General features: G+C 58.6%; 22 protein-coding genes and 2 riboswitches. Of the genes, 12 read left to right on the top strand and 10 right to left on the bottom strand.

Going from position 1 to position 22,083, the window contains the following annotated elements; translation table 11 throughout:
- Positions 1–19: 19 nt before the first annotated feature.
- Positions 20–172: riboswitch (cobalamin riboswitch) on the bottom strand.
- Positions 173–456: 284 nt separating this feature from the next.
- The 5 genes from K5Q35_RS06055 to K5Q35_RS06035 are packed head-to-tail and all read left to right on the top strand — an operon-like array spanning position 457 to position 4,970.
- Positions 457–1,593 (top strand): ABC transporter substrate-binding protein, encoded by a 1,137-nt coding sequence (locus K5Q35_RS06055; protein WP_220798870.1) that lies wholly within the window; start codon positions 457–459, stop codon positions 1,591–1,593.
- A 51-nt stretch (positions 1,594–1,644) separates the two neighbouring features.
- On the top strand, positions 1,645–2,565 hold the full coding sequence (locus K5Q35_RS06050) for a branched-chain amino acid ABC transporter permease (RefSeq protein WP_013963842.1): 921 nt from the start codon (positions 1,645–1,647) through the stop codon (positions 2,563–2,565).
- Complete coding sequence (locus K5Q35_RS06045; RefSeq protein WP_220798869.1) at positions 2,562–3,545, top strand: branched-chain amino acid ABC transporter permease; 984 nt, start codon at positions 2,562–2,564, stop codon at positions 3,543–3,545. The genes K5Q35_RS06050 and K5Q35_RS06045 overlap by 4 nt, the downstream gene beginning before the upstream one ends.
- Positions 3,538–4,287 carry an ABC transporter ATP-binding protein gene (locus tag K5Q35_RS06040; protein WP_220798868.1) on the top strand — a complete coding sequence of 250 codons (750 nt, stop codon included), beginning with the start codon at positions 3,538–3,540 and terminating at the stop codon, positions 4,285–4,287. The genes K5Q35_RS06045 and K5Q35_RS06040 overlap by 8 nt, the downstream gene beginning before the upstream one ends.
- Entirely contained in the window at positions 4,284–4,970 is a 687-nt protein-coding gene (locus K5Q35_RS06035) for an ABC transporter ATP-binding protein (RefSeq protein WP_220798867.1), read from the top strand. The genes K5Q35_RS06040 and K5Q35_RS06035 overlap by 4 nt, the downstream gene beginning before the upstream one ends.
- A gap of 1 nt (position 4,971) precedes the next feature.
- Here the strand turns inward: K5Q35_RS06035 and K5Q35_RS06030 are convergent, their stop codons facing one another.
- Complete coding sequence (locus tag K5Q35_RS06030; RefSeq protein ID WP_220798866.1) at positions 4,972–5,625, bottom strand: alpha/beta hydrolase; 654 nt, start codon at positions 5,623–5,625, stop codon at positions 4,972–4,974.
- Between the two features lie 10 nt (positions 5,626–5,635).
- Positions 5,636–6,553 (bottom strand): ring-cleaving dioxygenase, encoded by a 918-nt coding sequence (locus K5Q35_RS06025; protein ID WP_220798865.1) that lies wholly within the window; start codon positions 6,551–6,553, stop codon positions 5,636–5,638.
- Positions 6,554–6,768: 215 nt separating this feature from the next.
- Here K5Q35_RS06025 and K5Q35_RS06020 point away from each other — a divergent pair, with 215 nt between their 5' ends.
- Positions 6,769–8,490, top strand: coding sequence for an AMP-binding protein (locus tag K5Q35_RS06020; RefSeq protein ID WP_220798864.1), 1,722 nt, complete (start codon positions 6,769–6,771; stop codon positions 8,488–8,490).
- 5 nt (positions 8,491–8,495) lie between these two features.
- Entirely contained in the window at positions 8,496–9,377 is an 882-nt protein-coding gene (locus K5Q35_RS06015; protein WP_220798863.1) for a bile acid:sodium symporter, read from the top strand.
- A gap of 99 nt (positions 9,378–9,476) precedes the next feature.
- On the opposite strand, the gene dxs is transcribed toward K5Q35_RS06015, so the two are convergent.
- The 5 genes from dxs to K5Q35_RS05990 all read right to left on the bottom strand — a co-directional run bounded on the left by dxs (position 9,477) and on the right by K5Q35_RS05990 (position 13,834).
- Positions 9,477–11,405: a 1-deoxy-D-xylulose-5-phosphate synthase gene (gene dxs, locus K5Q35_RS06010; RefSeq protein ID WP_013963834.1), complete on the bottom strand. Its 1,929-nt coding sequence runs from the start codon at positions 11,403–11,405 to the stop codon at positions 9,477–9,479.
- Positions 11,406–11,414: 9 nt separating this feature from the next.
- Positions 11,415–12,284 carry a polyprenyl synthetase family protein gene (locus tag K5Q35_RS06005; RefSeq protein WP_220798862.1) on the bottom strand — a complete coding sequence of 290 codons (870 nt, stop codon included), beginning with the start codon at positions 12,282–12,284 and terminating at the stop codon, positions 11,415–11,417.
- Between the two features lie 3 nt (positions 12,285–12,287).
- Complete coding sequence (locus K5Q35_RS06000) at positions 12,288–12,530, bottom strand: exodeoxyribonuclease VII small subunit (protein ID WP_013963832.1); 243 nt, start codon at positions 12,528–12,530, stop codon at positions 12,288–12,290.
- Between the two features lie 93 nt (positions 12,531–12,623).
- A complete protein-coding gene (locus K5Q35_RS05995; RefSeq protein WP_220798861.1) occupies positions 12,624–13,325 on the bottom strand; it encodes a response regulator in 702 nt (233 codons plus the stop codon).
- Positions 13,322–13,834, bottom strand: a complete 513-nt coding sequence (locus tag K5Q35_RS05990) for a MarR family winged helix-turn-helix transcriptional regulator (protein ID WP_013963830.1) — start codon at positions 13,832–13,834, stop codon at positions 13,322–13,324. The genes K5Q35_RS05995 and K5Q35_RS05990 overlap by 4 nt, the downstream gene beginning before the upstream one ends.
- 169 nt (positions 13,835–14,003) lie before the next feature.
- Here K5Q35_RS05990 and K5Q35_RS05985 point away from each other — a divergent pair, with 169 nt between their 5' ends.
- Positions 14,004–14,873 (top strand): branched-chain amino acid aminotransferase, encoded by an 870-nt coding sequence (locus K5Q35_RS05985; RefSeq protein ID WP_220798860.1) that lies wholly within the window; start codon positions 14,004–14,006, stop codon positions 14,871–14,873.
- 311 nt (positions 14,874–15,184) lie between these two features.
- The gene (locus tag K5Q35_RS05980; protein ID WP_259650478.1) at positions 15,185–15,862 is read left to right on the top strand and encodes a VPLPA-CTERM sorting domain-containing protein; all 678 of its coding nucleotides are present in this window, start codon (positions 15,185–15,187) and stop codon (positions 15,860–15,862) included.
- A gap of 99 nt (positions 15,863–15,961) precedes the next feature.
- On the opposite strand, the gene K5Q35_RS05975 is transcribed toward K5Q35_RS05980, so the two are convergent.
- On the bottom strand, positions 15,962–16,936 hold the full coding sequence (locus tag K5Q35_RS05975; protein ID WP_220798859.1) for a DMT family transporter: 975 nt from the start codon (positions 16,934–16,936) through the stop codon (positions 15,962–15,964).
- 66 nt (positions 16,937–17,002) lie between these two features.
- Positions 17,003–18,103, bottom strand: coding sequence for a chorismate synthase (aroC, locus tag K5Q35_RS05970; protein ID WP_013963825.1), 1,101 nt, complete (start codon positions 18,101–18,103; stop codon positions 17,003–17,005).
- Between the two features lie 93 nt (positions 18,104–18,196).
- Positions 18,197–18,298: riboswitch (TPP riboswitch) on the top strand.
- A 37-nt stretch (positions 18,299–18,335) separates the two neighbouring features.
- Between aroC and K5Q35_RS05965 the strand changes: the two genes are divergently transcribed.
- Genes K5Q35_RS05965 through thiQ form a run of 3 tightly spaced genes read left to right on the top strand, consistent with a single transcriptional unit; the run spans position 18,336 to position 21,527 of the window.
- The gene (locus tag K5Q35_RS05965; protein ID WP_220798858.1) at positions 18,336–19,316 is read left to right on the top strand and encodes a thiamine ABC transporter substrate binding subunit; all 981 of its coding nucleotides are present in this window, start codon (positions 18,336–18,338) and stop codon (positions 19,314–19,316) included.
- Positions 19,292–20,848, top strand: a complete 1,557-nt coding sequence (locus K5Q35_RS05960) for a thiamine/thiamine pyrophosphate ABC transporter permease ThiP (RefSeq protein ID WP_220798857.1) — start codon at positions 19,292–19,294, stop codon at positions 20,846–20,848. Before K5Q35_RS05965 ends, K5Q35_RS05960 begins: the two co-directional genes overlap by 25 nt.
- Positions 20,835–21,527, top strand: a complete 693-nt coding sequence (thiQ, locus tag K5Q35_RS05955) for a thiamine ABC transporter ATP-binding protein (protein ID WP_220798856.1) — start codon at positions 20,835–20,837, stop codon at positions 21,525–21,527. Before K5Q35_RS05960 ends, thiQ begins: the two co-directional genes overlap by 14 nt.
- A 99-nt stretch (positions 21,528–21,626) precedes the next feature.
- Here thiQ and K5Q35_RS05950 read toward each other — a convergent pair whose 3' ends face one another.
- The gene (locus K5Q35_RS05950) at positions 21,627–22,079 is read right to left on the bottom strand and encodes a 6,7-dimethyl-8-ribityllumazine synthase (RefSeq protein WP_259650491.1); all 453 of its coding nucleotides are present in this window, start codon (positions 22,077–22,079) and stop codon (positions 21,627–21,629) included.
- Positions 22,080–22,083: the final 4 nt, after the last annotated feature.

Here is a 22,083-nt window from a genome sequence, read left to right as displayed (position 1 = left end):
TTATATGGCCGGAATGTTCCGGCAGTTGCAGAATGATGGTTGGTATCCTGACTTGCAGCTTTTGGCGCTCTGGCCGTTTTCGCTGCTTACAGTTGCGGGGGCAGTCCGGGTCTTGCACCCGGTTCCCAATTAAGGCCCGTTCTCAGAGGCCGCCATCCCTGCAATCTTTACGCGAATAGAAACGCAAGACAAGCCTGTGTGCGACCTTTGAATATCTGGATATGACGTGTTCTTGGGAAACGTGTGTGCATGGCAGGATGGGGTCGGTGCACGCAGTTTCATCTCACGTTCGCAGTCGTGCGCGCAGTTTTTGGCCAATTCTGTCCTGCGGTGGCTGGCAAATCCCTGTTGTTTCTGCTCAAGTCTTGCGGGATATGAACAATCGACGCAGTTGCAGGGGTGGATGCGATGCGTCAGACGACCAAAAACCACCCGGGAAAAACAGGGGAAATCAAGATGAAGGTGAAATCACTCATTCTGTCTGCGGCATTGGCTGCAATGGCAGGCAGCGTATCGGCAGAAGGCGTCAAGGTCGGCATGATCACGACCCTTTCGGGGGGCGGCGCCGGGCTTGGTATCGACGTGCGCGACGGCTTCATGCTCGCGGTGAAACAGTCGGGCCGTGACGACATCGAGGTCGTGATCGAAGACGATCAGCGCAAACCCGATATCGCCGTGCAACTGGCCGACAAGATGATCCAGTCCGAGAAGGTCGATGTAATGACCGGTATCATCTGGTCGAACCTCGCCATGGCCGTCGTCCCGGCGACTGTCGCACAGGGCAAGTTTTACCTGTCGCCCAATGCGGGTCCATCCGCACTGGCGGGTAAGGGATGCCATCCGAACTATTTCAACGTCGCGTGGCAAAACGATAACCTGCACGAGGCCGCTGGTGCCTATGCCACTTCTGCGGGCTATTCCAACAGCTTTATCCTCGCTCCAAACTATCCCGCCGGTCAGGATGCGCTGACGGGCTACAAGCGGACCTTTGGCGGTGAATTGGCTGGGGAGTTGTTCACCAAACTGGGTCAAACCGATTACGCCGCCGAGATTGCGCAAATCCGCGCGTCCGGGGCGGATTCCGTGTTCTTTTTCCTGCCCGGTGGCATGGGGATTTCATTCCTCAAGCAATATGCCGACAGTGGCATTGATATCCCTGTGGTTGGTCCTGCGTTTTCCTTTGATCAGGGCATCCTGCAGGCCGTTGGTGATGCAGCCCTTGGTGTGGTGAACACATCGCAGTGGAGCAAGGACATCGACAACCCGACCAATGCCGCCTTTGTCGAGACATTTCAGGCGGAATACGGGCGTTTGCCGTCACTCTATGCCAGCCAAGGGTTTGACACGGCAAACCTGCTGATCTCTGCGCTCGCAACGGCCAGCCCTGCGGATGCGGATGCCTTCCGCGCAGCACTCAAGGCGGCGGACTTCGACAGCACACGCGGTGACTTTGCCTTTGGGCCCAACCACCACCCCATTCAGGATATCTATGCCCGCGAGGTCATCAAGGAAGGCGATGTCTTTACCAACAAGATCATCGGCGTCGCCCTTGAAGACCATGCAGATGCCTATGCGGCTGAGTGCAAGATGTAAGCAACGCCTTGGTCCGGGTGTGACCTTGCACCCGGACCGGTATAAATAACCATGTCCACAATTCTGATCATTGAACAGGTCCTGAACGGTCTGCAATTCGGCGTAATGCTGTTTTTGATGGCGGCTGGCCTGACGCTGATCTTTGGCGTTATGGGGCTGATCAACCTTGCGCACGGATCGCTCTATATGATCGGGGCTTTTGCGGCGGCGGCTGTGGCCGGGCTGACGGGGTCGTTCCTGCTTGCACTGATCGCCGCGATGGCCGCTGCTGCGATGGCGGGCGTCTTGATCGAAACCGTTGTCATCCGCAGGCTTTACGCCACGGATCACCTTGATCAGGTGCTGGCCACCTTTGCGCTGATCCTGATCTTTTCAGAAGGAACGCGGTGGGTCTTCGGTTCTTTTCCGCTGTTTTTGGATATTCCTGATGCCGTGTCGGGGCCTGTGTCCCTGCCGGGTGGCATTCAATATCCGCTTTACCGGCTTGTTCTGATTGCCGTGGGGCTTGGCGTGGGGTTGGGGCTTGCGTTGCTCATTAACCGCACGCGCATCGGTGTTCAGATCAGGGCGGGCGAGAATGACCGCGAGATGATCGCGGCCCTCGGGGTGGATATCTCGCGTCTTTACACGCTGGTGTTTGCACTTGGCGCGGCGTTGGCCGGGCTGGCGGGCGCACTGGTCGGGGCGATCCAATCCGTGCAGGTCGGCATGGGCGAACCCGTGCTGATCCTCGCGTTTGTGGTCATCGTGATCGGGGGTATCGGCTCTATCAAGGGGGCATTTGTCGGTGCTTTGCTGGTGGGCCTGACGGACACGTTGGGCGGTATTTTCCTGCCTGAGCTGTTCAAGCTCTTTACCGATGCTTCCACTGCCACGTCGGCGGGGTCGGCGTTGGCCTCCATGGCGATTTACATTTTGATGGGCGCCGTGCTGATCTGGCGACCCACGGGGCTATATGGGGCGCGCGCGTGATTTCTGAACGTGGGGTCAATAGTGTCGTGCTGATCGGCCTGTGCGCCGTGCCGATCTGGGCGCTGCTGGTGGATGAACCCTTCACAATCACGCTGGCCACGCGCGCGGTGATCTTCGCACTGGCGGCTGTTGGTCTCAACATCGCACTGGGTTGGGGTGGTCTGGTGAGCCTCGGGCATGCGGTGTTCTTTGGTCTGGGCGGCTATGCGATGGGTATCCTTGCCCATCATGCGCAGACATTCACACCCGTGATGGAATGGCCGTTCCTGATTGAGGGCACAAAATCCATGCCTGTGATCTGGCTGGTGGCGATGATCAGCGCAGGTGTCGCGGCCCTCGTGATCGGGCTTTTGTCGCTGCGCACGGCGGGTGTGTATTTCATCATGATCACCCTCGCCTTTGGGCAGATGTTCTACTATTTCGCCATTTCGTGGGCGGAATACGGCGGCGAGGATGGACTATCCATCTACGTCAGGAACGATTTTCCGGGGCTGAACACATTGGTCCCGATCCACTTTTTCGCCCTGTGTTTCGTGATCCTGTGCATCGTGCTTTTTATCAATGCGCGGCTGATCAAATCACCCTTTGGGCTTGCATTGAACGCCGCGCGTCAGGTGCCGACCCGGGTTGAGACCGTGGGGATGGACCCTGTGCGCCTCAAGTTGGTCGCCTTTGTGATTTCGGGCGTGATCACGGGTTTGGCGGGCGCGCTTTTTGCTGACCTCAACCGCTTTGTCAGCCCGACGATGTTCAGCTGGCAGATGTCCGGTGAGATAATGATTTTTGTCATCCTCGGCGGTGTTGCGCGGCTCTTTGGTCCGGTGGTTGGCGCGGTGTTGTTTGTCATGCTTGAACACATACTCGGTGGCCTCAGCAACTACTGGCATATCTATCTCGGGGCGCTTTTGCTGGTAATCGTCTTGTTCGCCCGTGGCGGGATCATCGGTCTGTTGTGCGGGCGGGGGCAGCTGCATGACTGACCCTGTACTTGCCACCCATAACCTCAGCAAGAGTTTCGGCGCGTTGACCGCAACCGATGATGTCACGCTTGATCTGCGCGCGGGTGAAATCCATGCGGTGATCGGACCCAATGGCGCGGGGAAATCCACGTTGATTGCGCAGATCTGCGGTGGGCTGACGCCTGATCGCGGGCGCATCGAATTTCTGGGTCGAGACGTGACGCAGGAAGCGACGCGGCTGCGCGCGCGGGCAGGGCTTGGGCGCACGTTTCAGATCTCCGCGCTCGCGATGGAAGACAGCGTGTTGCAAAATGTCATGCTGGGCGCATTGGGGGCGATGGGTCGCCCATGGCAATTCCTGCGACCCGCCTTGAAAGATGACGCGCTGCGTGACAGAGCCGAGGCCGCGTTGGCGCGTGTTGGCCTGACGGATGCCCGTGCCAAACGCACTGCGGAACTCAGCCACGGGCAGCGCCGCCAGCTTGAGGTCGCCGTCGCGCTGAGCCTGCAACCCAAAGCCTTTGTGATGGATGAACCCATGGCGGGGCTGGGGTCGGAAGGGTCCAGGCAATTGACCGGCTTTCTGGACAGTCTGCGCGCGGATGCGCCCATTCTACTGGTCGAGCATGACATGGATGCGGTTTTTGCGCTGGCCGACCGGATCAGCGTTCTGGTCTATGGTAAGGTGATCGAGACCGGGACCGTGGCAGAGATACGCGCCAGCAAAGCCGTACGCGACGCTTACTTGGGCGGTGAAGCATGACGCTTTTGACGCTGCGCAATGTTGAGGCATCTTACGGGGTCAGCCCCGCGCTTTTCGGTGTTGATCTGAGTTTGCAGCCGGGTGAGGTCATGGCGCTGATGGGGCGCAACGGGATGGGCAAAAGCACCACCGTCAAGGCGATTTGCAGGATGGTGCCGACACGCGGCACATTGCAGTTTGATGGGCAAGATCTGTCGCGCTTGCCCAGCCATCGCGCCGCGCGGCTGGGCATCGGTCTGGTGCCTGAGGGGCGGCGCTGTTTTTCGTCACTGACGGTGTCGGAAAACCTGTCTGCGGCTGCACGCCCCGGTCACTGGACATTCGAGACGGTTGCAGAACTGTTTCCCCGGCTTGCAGAACGCAAGGACCAAAAAGCCGCAACGCTTTCGGGTGGCGAGCAACAGATGGTGGCGATCGCGCGCGCCCTGATGACAAACCCCCGGCTGCTCATTCTGGATGAGGCAACCGAAGGCTTGGCACCCCTTGTGCGGCAAGAGATATGGGCGGCCCTCACGGAACTGAAACGCTCCACGGGCATGTCGATTATCCTGATCGACAAATCGCTTGGTGAGCTGTCACGCATTTGCGAACGTGCAACCATACTGGAACGCGGAACGACTGTCTGGTCCGGTGCCATGAGCGACCTCACGCCAGAGATCAGCACGCGGTATATCGGCGTCTGATTCACGCCGCTGTCACATTCAGCAGTTTACGCACTTTGGCGATATCGGCTTCGTCGATCCCATGGCCCTGACCCGGTTTGGTCCGCGCCGAAACGTTCGCTCTGGCCTTTTGCAAGCGCGCCGCACTATCCGCAAAGCGCCGGTGGGGAATATGCGGATCCTCTGCGTGGCAGCTCATGTCGATCTGCGTGCCTGACAGATTGGTATCGTAGTTCAAGACTTTGTCGCCAAACCCGTACAGCGCGGCATTAGGACCTGTGTCCGCATCCGCTGTTCCGATCAGGCCACCTGACAGTATAAACCCAAAGCCCAACCCCGTGCCGCGCCGCGCCAGATATTCAGCGGCCAGACAAGCACCCTGACTGAAGCCGAGCACCCCGATCCGTTTTCGGGGCAGGCCACTTTCGCTCAGGGTTCTGATGGCGGCGTCGACCTGCGACAGACCGGCCTGCGCATAGGGTTCCATTTGATCTGAGGGTGCGAGAAAGCTCGTTGGCCACCATGACCGCCCTGGCGCTTCGGGCGCGATCAAGGCAAGGTCGGGCAAAGCCAAAGCTTCGCCCAAACCGATGATATCCGACGCCCCGGCCCCGCGCCCGTGCAACAGCACGAGGCCAAAGGACGCCGCCCGAGGGTTCTGCCCGGCGTGTAGCATCGCGCTCCCCTCAGGCCACAAGCGGGGGCAGGGTCCGCTCGATCCGGTCGCGCGCGCTTTCGTATCGTGCGGGCAGCTGCAGGGACTGACCCAGATGCGCGAGGTCTTCATCGCGGGTAAACCCGGGTGGGTCCGTTGCAATTTCGAAAAGGACACCGCCGGGTTCGCGAAAATAGATCGCGTTGAAATACTGCCGGTCGATCACGGGTGTGACGTCCATGCCCGCGCTCACCAAGCGTTCGCGCCAATCCAATTGATCCTCGTCATCCAGCGCGCGAAAGGCCACGTGATGGATGCTGCCCGCACCCTGACGCCCGATGGAAGGTACATCCGAGCGCATCAGATCAACAACGCCGCCACGCACGTCGCCGGGCAGTTGCAAACGCAGACGCTCTTCGCCGTTCTTGGTTTCATGCGCGACCTCGTCATAGCCCATGATGTCCGTCAGCAACCGCTGTGTCGGCTCCATATCGTCCAGTTGCAAAGTCACAGAATGAAAGCCGTCCAGCGTGGGCCCGTCATCGCCTTCTACTTCAACAAGTTCGACCTTGGCCCCATCCGGGTCCGAAACTTTGATAACCCTGCTGCCAAACCGATCCGCGGGGCCATCAAAATCGATGGCCTCAAGCGCCAGACGTTCCATCCAGGTATCAAACCCGCGCTGACCCACAGCGTATGCATAGGCAGACGCCATACCGGGACCGGCGCGCCCGGGACCGGCGTTTACAAAGGGGAAGAACGTCAGGATCGTGCCGGGATCAGCCGTTTCGTTGCCGTAGTACAAATGATACGTGCCCGGATCGTCAAAATTGACGGTCTTTTTCACCAGACGCTGTTGCATGACCTTGGTAAAAAAGTCTGCATTTGCCTGCGGGGGGCCACTGATTGCAGTGACGTGATGCAGGCCGTTCATGCGTTTCTTATCCATGTCAGTCTCCTGAATGTGTTTGCGTTGGTGCCTAGATAGCATCTTGTTTTGTGCAAATAAGCGCGAAATACGCATATATCCTGTTTAACTTTGCACAGATGCACGGAAATTACTGCAAAGCCTGCGAAACTGCGGATTGGCCGTAGGGTCGTATTCGACAAGGGGTCGTCCTGCGGGTACGTCCTTTTCAAGGATTTCTTGGGGAGGAGGATTCGATGACTGCGCATGAGCGGCCATGGACGGCATTTTATGGTGTGGACGTGCGTCCGGACCTGCCCGAGGCATCGTACCGAACCATTGGCGATCTGGTGCATTCCGTCGCCAATACCTATGGCAAGGCCCCTGCCTTCACCGCCTGCATGCCCAACGGCATGAACGGAACTTTGACGTTTGAGCAGGTGGACCAGATGTCCGACGCCTTTGCGGTGTACCTGCGCGAGGTCGCCGGGTTGCAGCAGGGTGATCGCGTCGCGTTGCAGATGCCCAATTGCCTCAGCTTTCCAATCGCGGCCTTTGGGATCCTGAAAGCGGGGTGTGTTCTGGTCAATGTGAACCCACTGTACACAGCGGATGAAATGGCAAAGCAGTTTATCGATGCAGAACCCCACGCCCTGATCATCGTGGATATGTTCGCCGACAAAATCCCGCAAGCGACGCGCGGTCATCCGATCCCGAATATCATCGTTACGCGGGTCGCGGAGTTTTTGCCGACCCTGCCAAAGTGGATCATCGGGCTGGTGCAAAAGCACTGGGACAAATCGGTGAAACCCATTGAAGTGCCGCATATTCGTTTGCCCGATGCGATTGCGGCGGGTCGGGTGCATATGCAGTCCGAAAAGATCGAGGTTTATGCCTATCGGCGCAATGTGCAGCCTGACGACATCGCCTGTCTGCAATACACCGGTGGGACGACCGGCGTGGCCAAGGGCGCGATGCTGACCCATGCCAATCTGATCATGAACATGGAACAGGTGATGGAGCTAATCTCCGGCGTGGAGAAGGGCAAAGAGGTCGCCCTGACAGCCCTGCCGATGTATCACATCTTTGCCTTCACGGTAAATTTGCTCGGGTTTTACTGGCTGGGCGCGCGCAACATCCTGATCCCGAACCCGCGCCCGCTGGCCAGCCTGAAACGCGCGATGGAGAACTACAAGATCACGTGGATGAGCGGTGTGAACACCCTGTTCAACGGCTTGACGAATGAGGTCTGGTTCACGGACAGCCCGCCCAAACATCTGAAATTCGCCTCTGCTGGCGGTATGGCGCTGCAAACGGCGGTCGAAGAACGCTGGCAGGAGATTACCGGAAAACCAGTGGTTCAGGGGTATGGCCTGACCGAAACATCACCCGCCTTGACCTTTGAGCCCTTGGGTAAAAAGCGCAGTGGCACCATCGGCGTGCCTGTGCCGTCCACCTTGGTGGCCTGCCTTGATGATGACGGCCACGAAGTCCCCGTCGGCCAATCCGGAGAGATTGCAGCGAAGGGGCCGCAGATCATGGCCGGCTATTGGAACAAGCCCGAGGAAACCGCGGCGGCGATGAAAGACGGCTGGTTCCTGACCGGCGACATCGGCGTCATGGATGCCGATGGCTATTTCACCATCGTGGACCGCAAAAAGGACATGGTGGTGGTGTCCGGTTTCAACGTCTACCCCAATGAGATCGAGGAATGCCTCGCAACCCATCCTGCGATTGTTGAGGCGGCGGTGATCGGCGTCCCCGATGACGCAACCGGGGAGGCGGTCAAAGCCTTTATCGTCAGACGAGACCCCAGCCTGTCGGAGGCTGACATCCGCAGCCATTGCAAGGCGCATCTGACCGCCTATAAAATCCCCAGACGGGTCGAGTTTCGCGATGAACTGCCGAAATCCAACGTCGGAAAAATCCTCAGAAAAGACCTGCGCGCGACCGAGATCGCGCATCAGGCGCAGGAGTAACGGGCATGGTCGGAGCATTTGAACAGGCGATCCTCGCGTTGATGATTTTCGTGATCATGCTGGGGATGGGGGCGTCGCTGACGCCGCGCGATTTTTATCTGGCCTTGCGGCGACCCTATGGCCTCGCCATCGGCGTGATCGCGCAATATGGGTTTATGCCCCTGATCGGCTTTTTGCTGGCGACCCTGCTGAATGTCCCGCCCGCTATTGCGATTGGCATATTGATCATGTCCTGCATGCCGGGGGGCACAACGTCGAACATCTTCACCTATTTCTCTAAAGGTAATCTGGCGCTCTCGGTCTTGATGACGGTAACGTCGACCGTGACAGGCGTGATCATGATCCCGATTGTGTTGCTGGTTTACGCAACGGCGCTTGATCTTGAGATTCCGCGCGAAAACATCATCGCCACTTTGGTCCTGCTGCTCGTTCCCGTGGCAATCGGCATGGTGCTGCGCAAGATCAGCGCGAATGTCGGGGCTGTGACGGAGTTTTTCGGCTCTGCTCTGGCGCTGTTCTTTATTCTGTTCCTCATCGTCAGCTGGATACCGCGCAATTGGCAATTCCTGCTGGAAACCAGCGCGGCGACCTATTTCGCATCCATCGCATTGGGTGTTTTCGGGATCACTATCGGGTATATCTTTGCGCGCGCGCTGCGTCTGCACCCGAGAAATGCGCGCACCGTCGCCTTGGAAACGGGTATTCAGAACGGACCCTTGGCGATTGCGATTATCGTTTTCACCTTTTCGGGAGCTGAGCAACAGGCCGTCACTGCGGTGCCCGTGCTCTATTCCCTGTTTATCGTGATTGTCGCCACATTGGTCACGCTGGCTTTCCGGCGCGCCAACACGGCGGCGGAGCAAAAGATGCCGGACAGTCTGCTTTAGAGCGTCTGACGAGATACCTGAAACATCAAGTATCACGTAAAGCGTTTAACCCCTTGATTTCAGGCAGCGTTACGTGATTCAGGTTTTTCGCATGACGCTTTAGGCGCGCGCCTCACCGATCTGGGCAATGCCCAAAACCGACAGCACTTTGGTTTCGATATCCGCCGCGTTCATGCCCGCAACAGCGTACATGTCCGCTGGGCTGGACTGGTCGATAAAGATATCGGGCAGCACCATTGAGCGGAATTTGAAGCCGGTATCAAACACCCCTTCATCCGATAGCAACTGCGCCACATGGCTGCCAAAACCGCCGATGGCCCCTTCTTCGACGGTGATCAGGGCCTCATGGTTGACGGCCAGATCAAGGATCATGTCCCGGTCGAGCGGTTTGGCGAACCGTGCATCTGCAATTGTCGGCGTGATGCCGCGGGCCGCCAGTGCTTCGCCTGCCTTTTGAACCTCTGCCAGACGGGTGCCAAAGGACAGGATCGCGACGCGCGCTCCCTCTGTGATGATCCGGCCCTTGCCGATTTCCAGCACTTCGCCAACTTCCGGCATATCGACGCCATTGCCTTCGCCGCGTGGAAAGCGGAACGCGATTGGCCCATCATCATGCGCAACAGCGGTGGCAACCATATGCTTCAGTTCTGCTTCATCGGCTGCGGCCATCACAACGAAACCGGGCAGGTTGGCCAGATAGGCGATGTCAAAGGACCCTGCATGCGTCGCGCCATCCGCCCCGACCAACCCTGCGCGATCAATCGCAAAGCGCACGGGCAGGCGCTGGATCGCAACGTCATGCACAACCTGATCGTAGCCCCGTTGCAGGAATGTCGAATACATCGCGCAGAACGGCTTCATCCCGCCCGCGGCCAGCGCCGCCGAAAAGGTCACCCCATGTTGTTCGGCAATACCGACGTCAAAACAGCGGCTGGGGTAGCGTTCCGCAAAGAGGTTCAACCCCGTGCCGTCCGGCATCGCAGCCGTTACGGCACAAATTTTGTCGTCTTTCATTGCTTCTTCGAGCAGGCTTTGCGCAAAGACTTTGGTGTAGCTGGGCGCATTTGACGGGGCCTTGGTTTGCTGCCCGGTCAGTACGTCGAATTTCGCGGTGGCGTGCCCCTTGTCTCGGGCGGTTTCGGCGGGCGCATAGCCTTTGCCCTTCTTGGTCAGCGCGTGGATCATGATCGGCCCGGTCGCGCGTGCTTTGACAGTGCGCAGAAGCGGCAAAAGCTGGTCCAGATCATGCCCGTCAATCGGGCCGATGTAGGAAAACCCAAGCTCTTCGAACAGGGTGCCGCCAACGGCCATCCCCTTGAGCATATCCTTGGCCCTTTTAGCCCCTTCGCGGAACGGTTCCGGCAGCAGGCTCACCGCCCCTTTGGCCGCCGCTTTGAAATCCTGAAAGGGTTCGCCCGAATAGAGACGGCTGAGATAAGACGACATCGCACCGGTGGGCGGAGCAATCGACATCTCATTATCGTTCAGGATCACGATCATGCGTTTTTTCAGATGACCCGCGTTGTTCATCGCTTCATAGGCCATGCCTGCGGACATCGACCCGTCGCCAATGACGGCAATGGCGTCCCCAAGACCTTCTGGCACGACACCGCCAAGATCACGCGCCACGGCAAATCCTAAAGCCGCCGAAATCGACGTGGAACTATGGGCGGCACCGAAAGGATCATAGGGGGATTCACTGCGTTTGGTGAACCCGCTGAGGCCCCCTTTCATGCGCAGGGTGCGGATGCGGTCGCGCCGACCCGTCAGGATTTTATGCGGATAACACTGATGCCCAACGTCCCAGATTATCTTGTCGCGGGGCGTGTCGAACACCGCATGAAGCGCGACCGTGAGTTCCACCACACCGAGGCCTGCGCCCAGATGCCCACCCGTCACCGAAACCGCTGAAACGGTTTCGCGGCGCAGCTCGTCTGCCAACTGCACCAGCTGCCGGTCTGACAGGCCCTTCATGTCGGCGGGGCGGTGCACCAGATCCAAAAGCGGGGTTTTGGGCGTGTCTGTCATTGTCGTTCCCTAATGTGTGCGTCGCACCACGAAGCGCGCGGTGTCTTTTAGGGTGTCAGCTCTGGCGCCGTAAGTCGCCAGGCTGTCGCAGGCCTCGTCAATCAGCGACATGGCGCGCGTGCGCGCTGCGTCCAGACCCAAAAGTGATACGAAAGTCGCCTTGCCCGCGCTGGCATCCTTGCCCACGGCTTTGCCAACCTGCGCGCTGTCGCCTGTCACGTCGAGGATGTCATCAGCGATCTGAAAGGCAAGGCCAAGGGCCTGCGCATAGCGTTTCAGCGCCGCCGTATCCGCCTGTGCCAGCCGCGCACCCGCCTGTGCCGACCATCCAATCAACGCACCGGTCTTGCCCTGCTGCAGCCGCGTTATTTCATCCAGAGATAGGGGGGTCTGTGCGGTTTCAGCTGCAATATCAAGCGCTTGCCCCAGGACCATCCCCTGTGCCCCGCTCGCGCGCGCAAGGCTGAGGGCGAGATCTGCCCGCACCTCGGTGGATGCACTGGCACCCGGGTGCGTGACCAGTTCAAAGGCCAGCGTCTGAAGGGCATCGCCGGCCAGCACAGCTGTGGCGTCGTCCCATTTCTTATGCACGGTTGGCTGACCGCGCCGCATGTCGTCATCATCCATGCAGGGCAGGTCATCATGGACCAGACTATAGGCATGCAGGGCCTCAATGGCCGTGGCGGACCAGATGGCTTCGCCTGCCGCTATGTCATGCAGCCGGGCCGTTTCCAACACCAGAAAACCCCGCAGGCGTTTGCCCCCGCTGGTGGCATGCGCCATGGCCTCAACAATCGGGAGCGGTTCAAACTCAGCCAGTACCTTGTCAAAATGCGCCTGAACAGCAGCGCCCGCAGCTTCAAGCCGTTGCGAAAACATGTGTCAGAGGCCCGTGACAGGCTTTGTACCGGTGGGCGCGCCATCTGCATCCAGCGTGATGGCCGCGACCTTTTCCTCTGCTTCTTTCAGCTTTTCCTCGCACCGCTTTTTCAGTGCTGCACCGCGTTCATAAAGCGCGATGCTCTCATCCAAGGCCACATCGCCCCGCTCCAACTGGCCAAGTACTTTTTCAAGCTCGCTCATGGCTTGTTCAAAACTCATCTCGGTGACGGGTGTGTCTGTCATGGCATCGGTATCCTGCATGCGTGTCTGCGCCAACAGTAGTCATAAATTCAGGCAGGTGCCAGACCGGCAATGCGGTGAAATCACTGTCGGTCGTCAATCCGGTGCAAGCATATACCCAGCCCCGCGCACGGTTTGCAGATAGCGTGGTTGTTTCGGGTCACTTTCGATCTTGCGCCGCAGCCGTGTGATCTGCACATCAACGGCGCGTTCCTGTGCCTGCCCACGGTCACGGCCCAGTTCTTCGACCAGTTTCGCGCGGCTGATCGCCTCGTTACAACTGGCCGAAAATATTTTCATCAGGTGCATCTCGGTCGCCGTCAGCCGGACGAGGTCCTCGCCCTGCCATAATTCGCCCCGCTCCAGATCATAGCGGATGGGGCCGAGCGACAGAACCTTGGGGGCGGTCACATCTTCCTGCACCTCTGGCACACGTCGCAAAATGGCATTGATCCGCAGCAAAAGCTCTTTGGGTTCAAACGGTTTGGGCAGGTAATCATCCGCGCCCGCTTCCAGTCCTTCGATCCGGTTGTCCGTATCACCCTTGGCGGTGAGCAACAGGATCGGCACTGCGTTTGTCTCGCGCAGGGCACGGGTAAAGGCCAGACCGTCTTCGCCCGGCATCATCACATCCAGAACGATCAGATCGAAATCCAGCCCCGACAGAATGCGCCTTGCATGGGCGGCATCGCGCGCGGCAGTGACCAGAAAACCATTCCGCACCAGAAATTTCTGCAGCAGGGTGCGAATGCGTTCGTCGTCGTCAACAATCAGCAAATGTGCATCAAAGTCACTCATGGTCCGCTATCCTTCAGTCGGGTATAAGCATAGCGCATTTCTCGATCCATCATGGCCTCCAGTACCCTGCGAAAGCCTGCCACAGCATCTGGCCCCGCATCACGAAATGCCATCCTCATCCGGGCCCGCTGAGCATCAGACAATTTCTGCTCAAGGCCGCGCCCGTCGGGGGTCAGGAATAGATGGCGTTCGCGTTTGTCATTTTTGCCGACCCTGCTTTCAACCAGACCATCCTCGATCAAGGTGCGCAAGACACGGTTCAGCGATTGTTTCGTGACGCCAAGAATGTTGAGCAGGTTGTTGACGGTTGTGCCCGGTGCGCGGTTGATAAAGTGGATCGCCCGATGGTGCGCCCGCCCGTAGGCCATGTCCGACAATATCCGATCCGGGTCGGCCGTAAAGCCGCGATAAGCGAAGAACATTGCCTCGATGCCCTGCCTCAGCTGCTCATCTGTTAAAAACAGAAGGTTTTCGCCGTGATGGGCGGAGCCTGCGCGTCCATCTGCCATTGAATGCCTCAAATATTCTTTTTTGTTCCAGCCCAGCTTATGTCAGTGTTGTTGACATTCCAAGAGCGAAGCGATATCGAATCGCAGGTTTTGCGCAATTTTATGTCCGATGCGGACCGATCGGCGCAACTTATGAAAAATGCGATGGGTAATCACGGAAGGAAAAACCATGGCGGGTGCCTATAATGATCGTGACGGACATATCTGGATGGATGGCCAGATGGTAGATTGGCGCGATGCAAATGTGCATATTCTGACCCATGCCATGCATTACGCATCATCCGTCTTTGAGGGGGAGCGGGCCTACAACGGCAAGATTTTCAAAAGCCGCGAGCATTCCGAACGCCTCAAGCGGTCGGCTCAGATGATTGATTTCGAGATCCCCTATACCATCGACGAGATCGAAGCCGCCAAGGTCGAGGTGCTGGAAAAATCTGGGCTGCAGGACGCCTATGTGCGCGCCATCGCATGGCGCGGCGCTGGAGAAGACATGGGGGTCGCCTCCGCGCGCAACCCGGTCAGGCTCGCGATTGCGGCATGGGAATGGGGTGCCTATTACGGCGACGCCAAGATGAAGGGCGCAAAGCTGGATATCTCCAAATGGAAACGCCCCAGCCCTGAAACCATCCCAAGCCATGCCAAGGCCGCCGGTCTTTACATGATCTGCACCATGTCAAAACACGCGGCAGAGGCCAAGGGATGTTCGGATGCCATGATGTTTGACTATCGTGGCTATGTGGCCGAGGCGACGGGTGCCAACATCTTTTTCGTGAAGGACGGCGAAGTACACACGCCTGACCCCGATTGTTTTCTGAACGGGATCACACGCCAGACCGTAATCGGAATGCTCAAAGACCGTCAGGTCAAAGTGCATGAGCGGCATATCATGCCGGAGGAGCTTGAAGGGTTTGAACAATGCTGGCTGACCGGCACAGCAGCCGAGGTCACACCCGTTGGAAAAATCGGCGACTATAATTTCGAGGTCGGCAGCCTGACCCGCGACATCGCCCAAGGCTATGAAACTCTGGTGCGCGTGTGATTCAAAACAACCTAATACGCTCAAGGCGACATGTGTCACTTTAGAACTGGAACGCTCCGTACAGGATGGTGCCGCTTATCGTGTTGTAATCATCTCAATGATGCGCAGAAAACTGAAGCAGACGTTTCGCGAAATTCAATTAATGGTGGAAATTTTTCGCCTGAATGACTGAATTTTGAGCATGCGTTTAATGTTTTGGCTTGAAAGTTCGAAACCTTAAAATTGTTTTAAAATTCGGTTTTTTGTGTTAACCTTTACGCTAGGAGCTGCAACCAGCTTCCTAGGGATAACTTTCATACGGAGCTAAATTAATGAAAAAGACAATTTTTGCAGCCGTGGCTGCAGTGGGTATGCTCGCGTCAGCAGCATCTGCCGCCACCTTCAAGGTTGAAGTCTGGGATATTCTGGGCAACGCGACTGTCAATAATCTCACCGCAGCCGAAGCTTTCGGCCCGCCTGTCGCTGCCGATGCTATATATGCGACGGCTGACATCAATTTCGGTGTTGGCAATATAGACAACGGCAGTGGTTGGAATATCGGCACCCCTGATATGACCGTTCAAACCTTCCTGAATGGCAACGACGGTACCGGCGCCTCTCTTGTATCCGGTTCCAGTGGGTTGACGATCGAGCGCACTCTGATGCGGATCACCGGCTCGGCTCTATTCGAGATGGGTACCGATTACGCGATCCTGTCCGACGATGGCTATGACCTTACAATTGGCGGTTTCAACACGCGCAAAGAAAATCGACAAGCACCCGGCGGACTGATCAGCGGCGGCACTGCGGAGTTCTTTACATTTGGACAGACCACCGGCGTCTATGACATTGAACTTTTGTGGTTCGAGGGCCAGGATACACAGGTTCAGCTTGTATTCGTCGAAGCTGACGGAACGAATATTGCCCCAGTACCGCTGCCAGCGGCAGGATTTCTAATGATCGGTGCGTTGGGCGGTATGTTTGCCATGAAGCGGCGCAAGAAAGCCTGAGGCAACAAAGAAAAAAACTGAAAAGGCGGTAGTCATTGCCGCCTTTTTTGTGCCTTAGTGCAATCTACATGAGGGGCTGTTTTGCTCCATTTACTAAGATCAGGGCGTCCCGGACGGTGGGACGTTCGGTTTGGACTTGCTGCGGTCCAGCCCGAGTTGCCTTTCGCGCCAGATGATCAGGACGCCACCCGCGATCACGAGGCTCGCGCCGATGAGGATGGGTCCGGTGGGCAACTCGCCGAAGGCGATATATCCGATGAAGCTGGCAAAGATCATCGAGGCATAGTCAAAAGGCGCCAGCATGGACGCGCTGCCGAAACGGTACGAGGCGGTGACCATGATCTGTGCGATGCCGCCGATCAGGCCCGACAGGATCAACATCCAGATGACCCAGGCCGTGGGTGCAGTCCATGTCAGCACATCCAGCCCCGTCACCCATCCCAACGGCAGCGTGAGCAATCCCAGTGTCGAGGCGGTGATGGAAAAGTAAAACACGATGGAGGCCGTCGTGTCGGTCTGCACAAGGCGACGCACATGGATCTGGACCATCGCGCGCAGGATCGAGGCGATCAATACCAGAACCGCGCCCACGGTCGCCGCTGATGTCAAGGCATCCGCGCCGACGGACAAGCGGGGCGCAATGACGATCATGACACCGATCAGACCCAATGCCACCGCAGACAATCTGACGATGCGCACGCGCTCACCAAGGAAAATCGCGGCGAAGAGCACGGCAAAGAGGGGCGTCGCGTACCCGATGGCGGTCACTTCGGGCAGCGGCAACAGACCAAGCCCGGCAAAGGTCAACCCCATCGCCGATGTGCCAAAAATACCGCGCCACACGTGACCCATCAGATTGGACGGCACCAGCCCCTGCCGCAACTGGCCCCGTTGCCACAACCATAGCACCAGCACCGGCAGCGCAAAGAAGGAGCGGAAAAACACGGCCTGACCGGGTGGCACATGGGGTGATACGGATTTGATCAGCGCCGCCATGACCATAAACAGAAAGACCGCGCAGAGCTTCAGGGCGATTGCGCGGCCGGGTTTGTTTTGGGTCAGATCGGTTGCCATAAGCCTTCTGTGCGCGCCCGTCTTGCAAAGATCAAGCGCGCGGGCACGGCGCTGAATGCATGGCTGCTACCCGATATGACCCTGATTTTCGCCAACCTGCCCCCGGTGGAGCAGCAGATGGTCGAGCAAAACGCAGGCCATCATTGCCTCACCAACGGGAACGGCGCGAATGCCGACACAAGGATCATGGCGGCCCTTGGTGATGATCTCGGTGTCTTCGCCGCTTTTGGTGATCGTCTTGCGCGTGGTCAGGATGCTTGAGGTCGGTTTGACGGCAAAACGCACCACAACATCCTGCCCGGTGCTGATACCGCCCAGAATCCCGCCGGAATGGTTCGATGAATACTCTGGGCCATCCGGTCCCATCGAAATTTCATCGGCGTTCAATTCACCGGTCAGCATGGCGGCGGACATACCCTCGCCAATCTCGACACCTTTGACGGCGTTGATGCTCATCATCGCGGCGGCCAGATCCGTGTCCAGCTTGGCATAGATCGGCGCACCCAGACCTGCGGGGACCCCACGCGCGACGACTTCGATCACCGCGCCTACGGAACTGCCCGACTTGCGCAGCCCATCTAGGTAGTTTGCCCACTCATCCGCCGCCTGCGCATCGGGCGTCCAGAAGGGGTTGGCGTCGATCTGATCCCAGTCGAACCGGGAGCGGTCGATTTCATGCGCGCCCATACGCGTCATGTAACCTTTGATGTCGATCCCCGGTGCGATGGCATTGATCGCCTCGCGCGCCAGCCCACCGGCGGCTACACGCGCTGCTGTTTCGCGCGCCGAGGACCTGCCGCCACCACGATAATCACGCACGCCGTATTTCTGAAAATAGGTGATATCCGCATGGCCGGGGCGGAATTTATCCTTGATATCGCCGTAATCCTTGGACCGTTGATCCGTGTTCTCGATCATCAGTTGAACCGGCGTGCCGGTCGTCACCCCTTCGAAGGTACCGGAGAGGATTTTGACCTCATCCGCTTCGCGTCGTTGCGTGGTGTATTTGTTCTGCCCGGGTTTGCGTTTGTCCAGCCAGTGCTGAATTTTGCCCGCGTCAATTGCGACACCGGGCGGGCAGCCATCCACAGTGGCGCCAAGGGCGGGGCCATGGCTTTCACCCCACGTGGTGACACGGAAAAGATGGCCAAATGAATTCATCGACATCGGCGGTGCTCCTTTAGCACAGGTGCTTAGCCGCGCAGACCGAGCGCCTCAAGCCCTTATCGCTTGCCAAGCTCCGCCGCGCGTAATACGTCCCTGCTTACCTCGGGGGGCCAATCCGGCTGAGATGCGCACGCGCGCGGACCCGTAGAACCTGAACCGGTTAGAACCGGCGGAGGGAAGGTTGAGCATATCATCCTCTTTCGCCGTTCGACGCATTTGAAAAGGATAGATCATGCGAAGAACTCTGATAACTGCTAGCATCGTGTTGGCCTCGCAGGCTGCGGCTGAAACGCCCGTGCTTACCGTCTACGCGGGCGATTACTTTACCTCCGAATGGGGGCCCGGCCCGATGATCGAAACCGGGTTTGAAGAGATTTGCGGGTGCGATCTGCAGTTTTCGACCGGTGATCTTGTGCCGCGTTTGCTGTTGGAAGGCGCGCGAACCAAGGCTGATGTCGTGATGGGTCTGACGTCGGATGTCACATCCAAAGCACGCGCGACCGGCTTGTTTGCACCGCACGGGCAGGACAACGGGGCGCTGACACTGCCGGTTGATTGGACGGATGACACGTTCCTGCCATTCAACTATGGGCATGCGGCGTTCGTTTACAACAAAACCACTGTTGCCAACCCGCCTGCGAGTTTCGAGGCCATGCTGGACATGCCCGATGATGTAAAAATCGTCATTCAGGACCCGCGCACGTCTTTGTCGGGTCTGGCGCTGGTGCTTTGGGTGCAATCGGTCTTTGGCGATGACGCAGGCGCGGCCTGGGAAAAGCTGGCGCCGAACATCCTGACCGTGACCAAGGACTGGTCGGCCAGCTACGGCATGTTTACCGATGGGGAAGCAGACATGGTGCTGAGTTACACCACCTCACCCGCCTACCACATGTTTGCGGAGGATGATTTCACCAGACAGGCCGCGATTTTCCCCGAGGGCCACTATTTTATGGTCGAAACCGTCGGCAAGATCGCAGCGACGGATCAGCCTGAACTGGCCGATGCCTTCATGGCCTATGTGATGAGCCAGAGCTTTCAATCCTCCATCCCCGCGGCCAACTGGTCGTTGCCATCTGCGTTGCCGCAGGATCAGTGGCCCGAAGGCTGGGCGCAATTGCCGCTGCCGGACAAGGTGCTGTTTTACTCCGAAGCCGATGCAACCGCGCTTCAGGCAGAAGCCATTGAGACATGGCGCGCAGCGCTCAGCCAATAAGCGGACGCGCGGGGATCGTTGCGGGCACCTTGGTGGTCGCGGCGGTCCTGTTGGCGTTTCTTGGCATCGGTTTGCGGGCCGAAGCCAGCGCGGGCTTTGGGGCTGCGGAATGGCAAGCCATCCGCTTTACCGTTGTGCAGTCCGTCCTGTCCGCGTCGATATCCGTGGTGCTGGCCATTCCGCTGGCCCGTGCGCTGGCGCGGCGTGACCTGCCGGGACGTCAGATGCTGATCACCTTGCTGGGTGCGCCTTTTATCCTGCCGGTCATCGTCGCGGTTCTGGGTCTGCTGGCCGTATTTGGTCGCAATGGGTGGGTCAATGCCGCCTTTGGCACCTTGGGTTTGCCGCCGGTGTCGATCTATGGCTTACACGGTGTGGTATTGGCCCATGTGTTCTTCAACCTGCCCTTGGCCACACGCCTGTTGCTGCAAGGCTGGCAGAGCATCCCGGCAGAGCGGTTTCGCCTTGCCGCGCAACTGAACCTGTCGCCATGGGTTATCTTTCGCACCATTGAGGTGCCGCTGCTGATCCGTATTCTGCCCGGTGCGGCCGCCTTGATCTTTGTGATTTGTCTGACGAGTTTTGCGGTTGCTCTGACACTGGGGGGCGGTCCCCGCGCCACGACAATCGAACTGGCCATCTATCAGGCGTTCCGTTTTGATTTTGATCTGTCAAAGGCGGCTTTGCTGTCGGTGATCCAGCTTGTTCTGGCGGGCGGCGCTGCCGTGCTGGCGCTTTGGATCATCCCGCAGATTTCACTGACCGGCGGGATGGACCGACCTGTGCAACGATGGGACGGGCGCGGCGGTCTGCAACGGTTCGGGGACGGCGTCGCGATCCTGCTCGGCGCCGGGTTTTTGTTGCTGCCGCTGTTTTCGGTGGCGGTGTCGGGGCTGATCGGACTGCCAGAGGTGCCCGCCTCGGTGTGGCGCGCGGCGCTGACCTCGCTCTGGGTGGCTGGCATCAGCGTATGCGTTTTGCTGGCCGTTGCGCTGCCTCTTGCCGGCTGGATCGCCATCCATGCGCGGGGCAGTGTTGAGGCCATCGGCCTTTTGGGACTGTCTGCATCGCCTTTGATGATCGGCACCGGGTGGTTCATCCTGATCAACCCGATTGCCGATCCTGTCAGCCTGTCGCTTTTGGTAACGGCAGTGGTCAATGCACTGATGGCGCTGCCCTTTGCGCTGCGCATCATGGTGCCGGGAATTCGCGAGGCGCTGCAATCGCATGGGCGGCTGTGCATGACCTTGAACATGACCGGGTGGACCACGTGGCGCTGGGTGATCCTGCCGCGTGCGCTGCCGCAGATCGGGTTCGCCGCTGGGCTGACGGGCGCACTGTCGATTGGGGACCTTGGCGTCATCGCACTGTTCTCGGACCCGGATCGCACAACGCTGCCCTTGCAGATGTATCGCCTGATGGGGGCCTATAAGACCGAAGCGGCGGCGGGTGCTGCGCTGATATTGCTGGCCATGGCACTTGGCATTTTCTGGAGCTTTGACAGGGGGGCGCGCTGGTATGCTCGTACTTGACAACGTATCAATCGCCCAAGGCAGCTTTGCGCTGGACGCGGATTTCACGGTGCAACAGGAGCGCAAAGTTGCGGTAATCGGGCCCTCTGGTGCGGGAAAGTCAACGATACTGGGCGCGATCAGTGGCTTTATCCCGCTTGCCCGGGGGCGTATCCATCTGGCGGACAAGGACGTCAGCGACGCGGCACCCGGTGATCGGCCCATCGCGATGCTGTTTCAGGACAACAACCTGTTCCCACACCTGAGTGTTGCGCAAAACGTCAGCCTTGGCCTGCGCCCCAACCTCAAGCTCAGCGCGGATGACAAGGCCCATGTTGCTGCCGCCATAAGTCGGGTTGGCCTCGCGGGGTTTGAGGCGCGCCTGCCGGGGGCCTTGTCAGGCGGTCAACAAAGCCGCGCGGCACTGGCGCGCGTTCTCGTGCAGAATAAGCCGCTTGTGCTGTTGGATGAACCCTTTGCCGCGCTTGGTCCTGCCTTGCGACATGAGATGCTTGATCTGGTCGCAGAGCTGGCAACCGAAACGGGGGCGACGCTGCTCATGGTGACACATGCGCCGGAAGACGTCGCGCGGATTGCAGATGATGTGATCTTTGTCGAAGGAGGGCGCGCGCATGCGCCTGCACCTGCGGCGGATCTGATGAACAACCCGCCGCCTGCATTGCGCGCTTACCTCGGTTAAAGCGTCATGCGAAAAACCCGGATCATCCAGTGCTGCGTGAAATCAGAGATTTCAACGCGTCAGTTGATATGTGATGTTCCCGGTATTTCGTCAGACGCCTCATGCGGCGCTGCGCGCGCTGACCAACTGGCGGGTTTTAAAGATACCCAAGGCCGCCTGCGCCGCTTCGCGCCCCTTGGTCACGAAATGACCGCGATAAATTTCGTTGTGATGATCGGTTTCCTGATAATGATGCGGTGTCAGGGATACGGATAACACCGGCACACCCGTATCCAGACCCGCGCGCATGAGGCCATCTACGACCGACTGGGCCACGAAATCATGTCTGTATATACCCCCATCCACGACAAATGCGGCGCAGACGACGGCATCATATCGCCCGGTGGCTGCCAGATCACGTGCCAACAAAGGCATTTCAAAAGCGCCGGGCACGTCGAAAACATCGACCTGTGCTGCGGGAATTATCTCGGTAAAGCCATCCAAGGCCCGGTCGACAATATCGGCATGCCATTGTGCTTTGACAAAGGCGAAACGGGTGTGTGTCATAGTGATCTCC

It is taken from the genome of Roseobacter sp. OBYS 0001, assembly GCF_019654895.1.
In the GTDB taxonomy this organism is placed as follows: domain Bacteria; phylum Pseudomonadota; class Alphaproteobacteria; order Rhodobacterales; family Rhodobacteraceae; genus Roseobacter; species Roseobacter litoralis.
The sequence above is the reverse complement of the archived record's forward strand: the minus strand, read 5'-3'. Positions and strand labels throughout refer to the sequence as shown.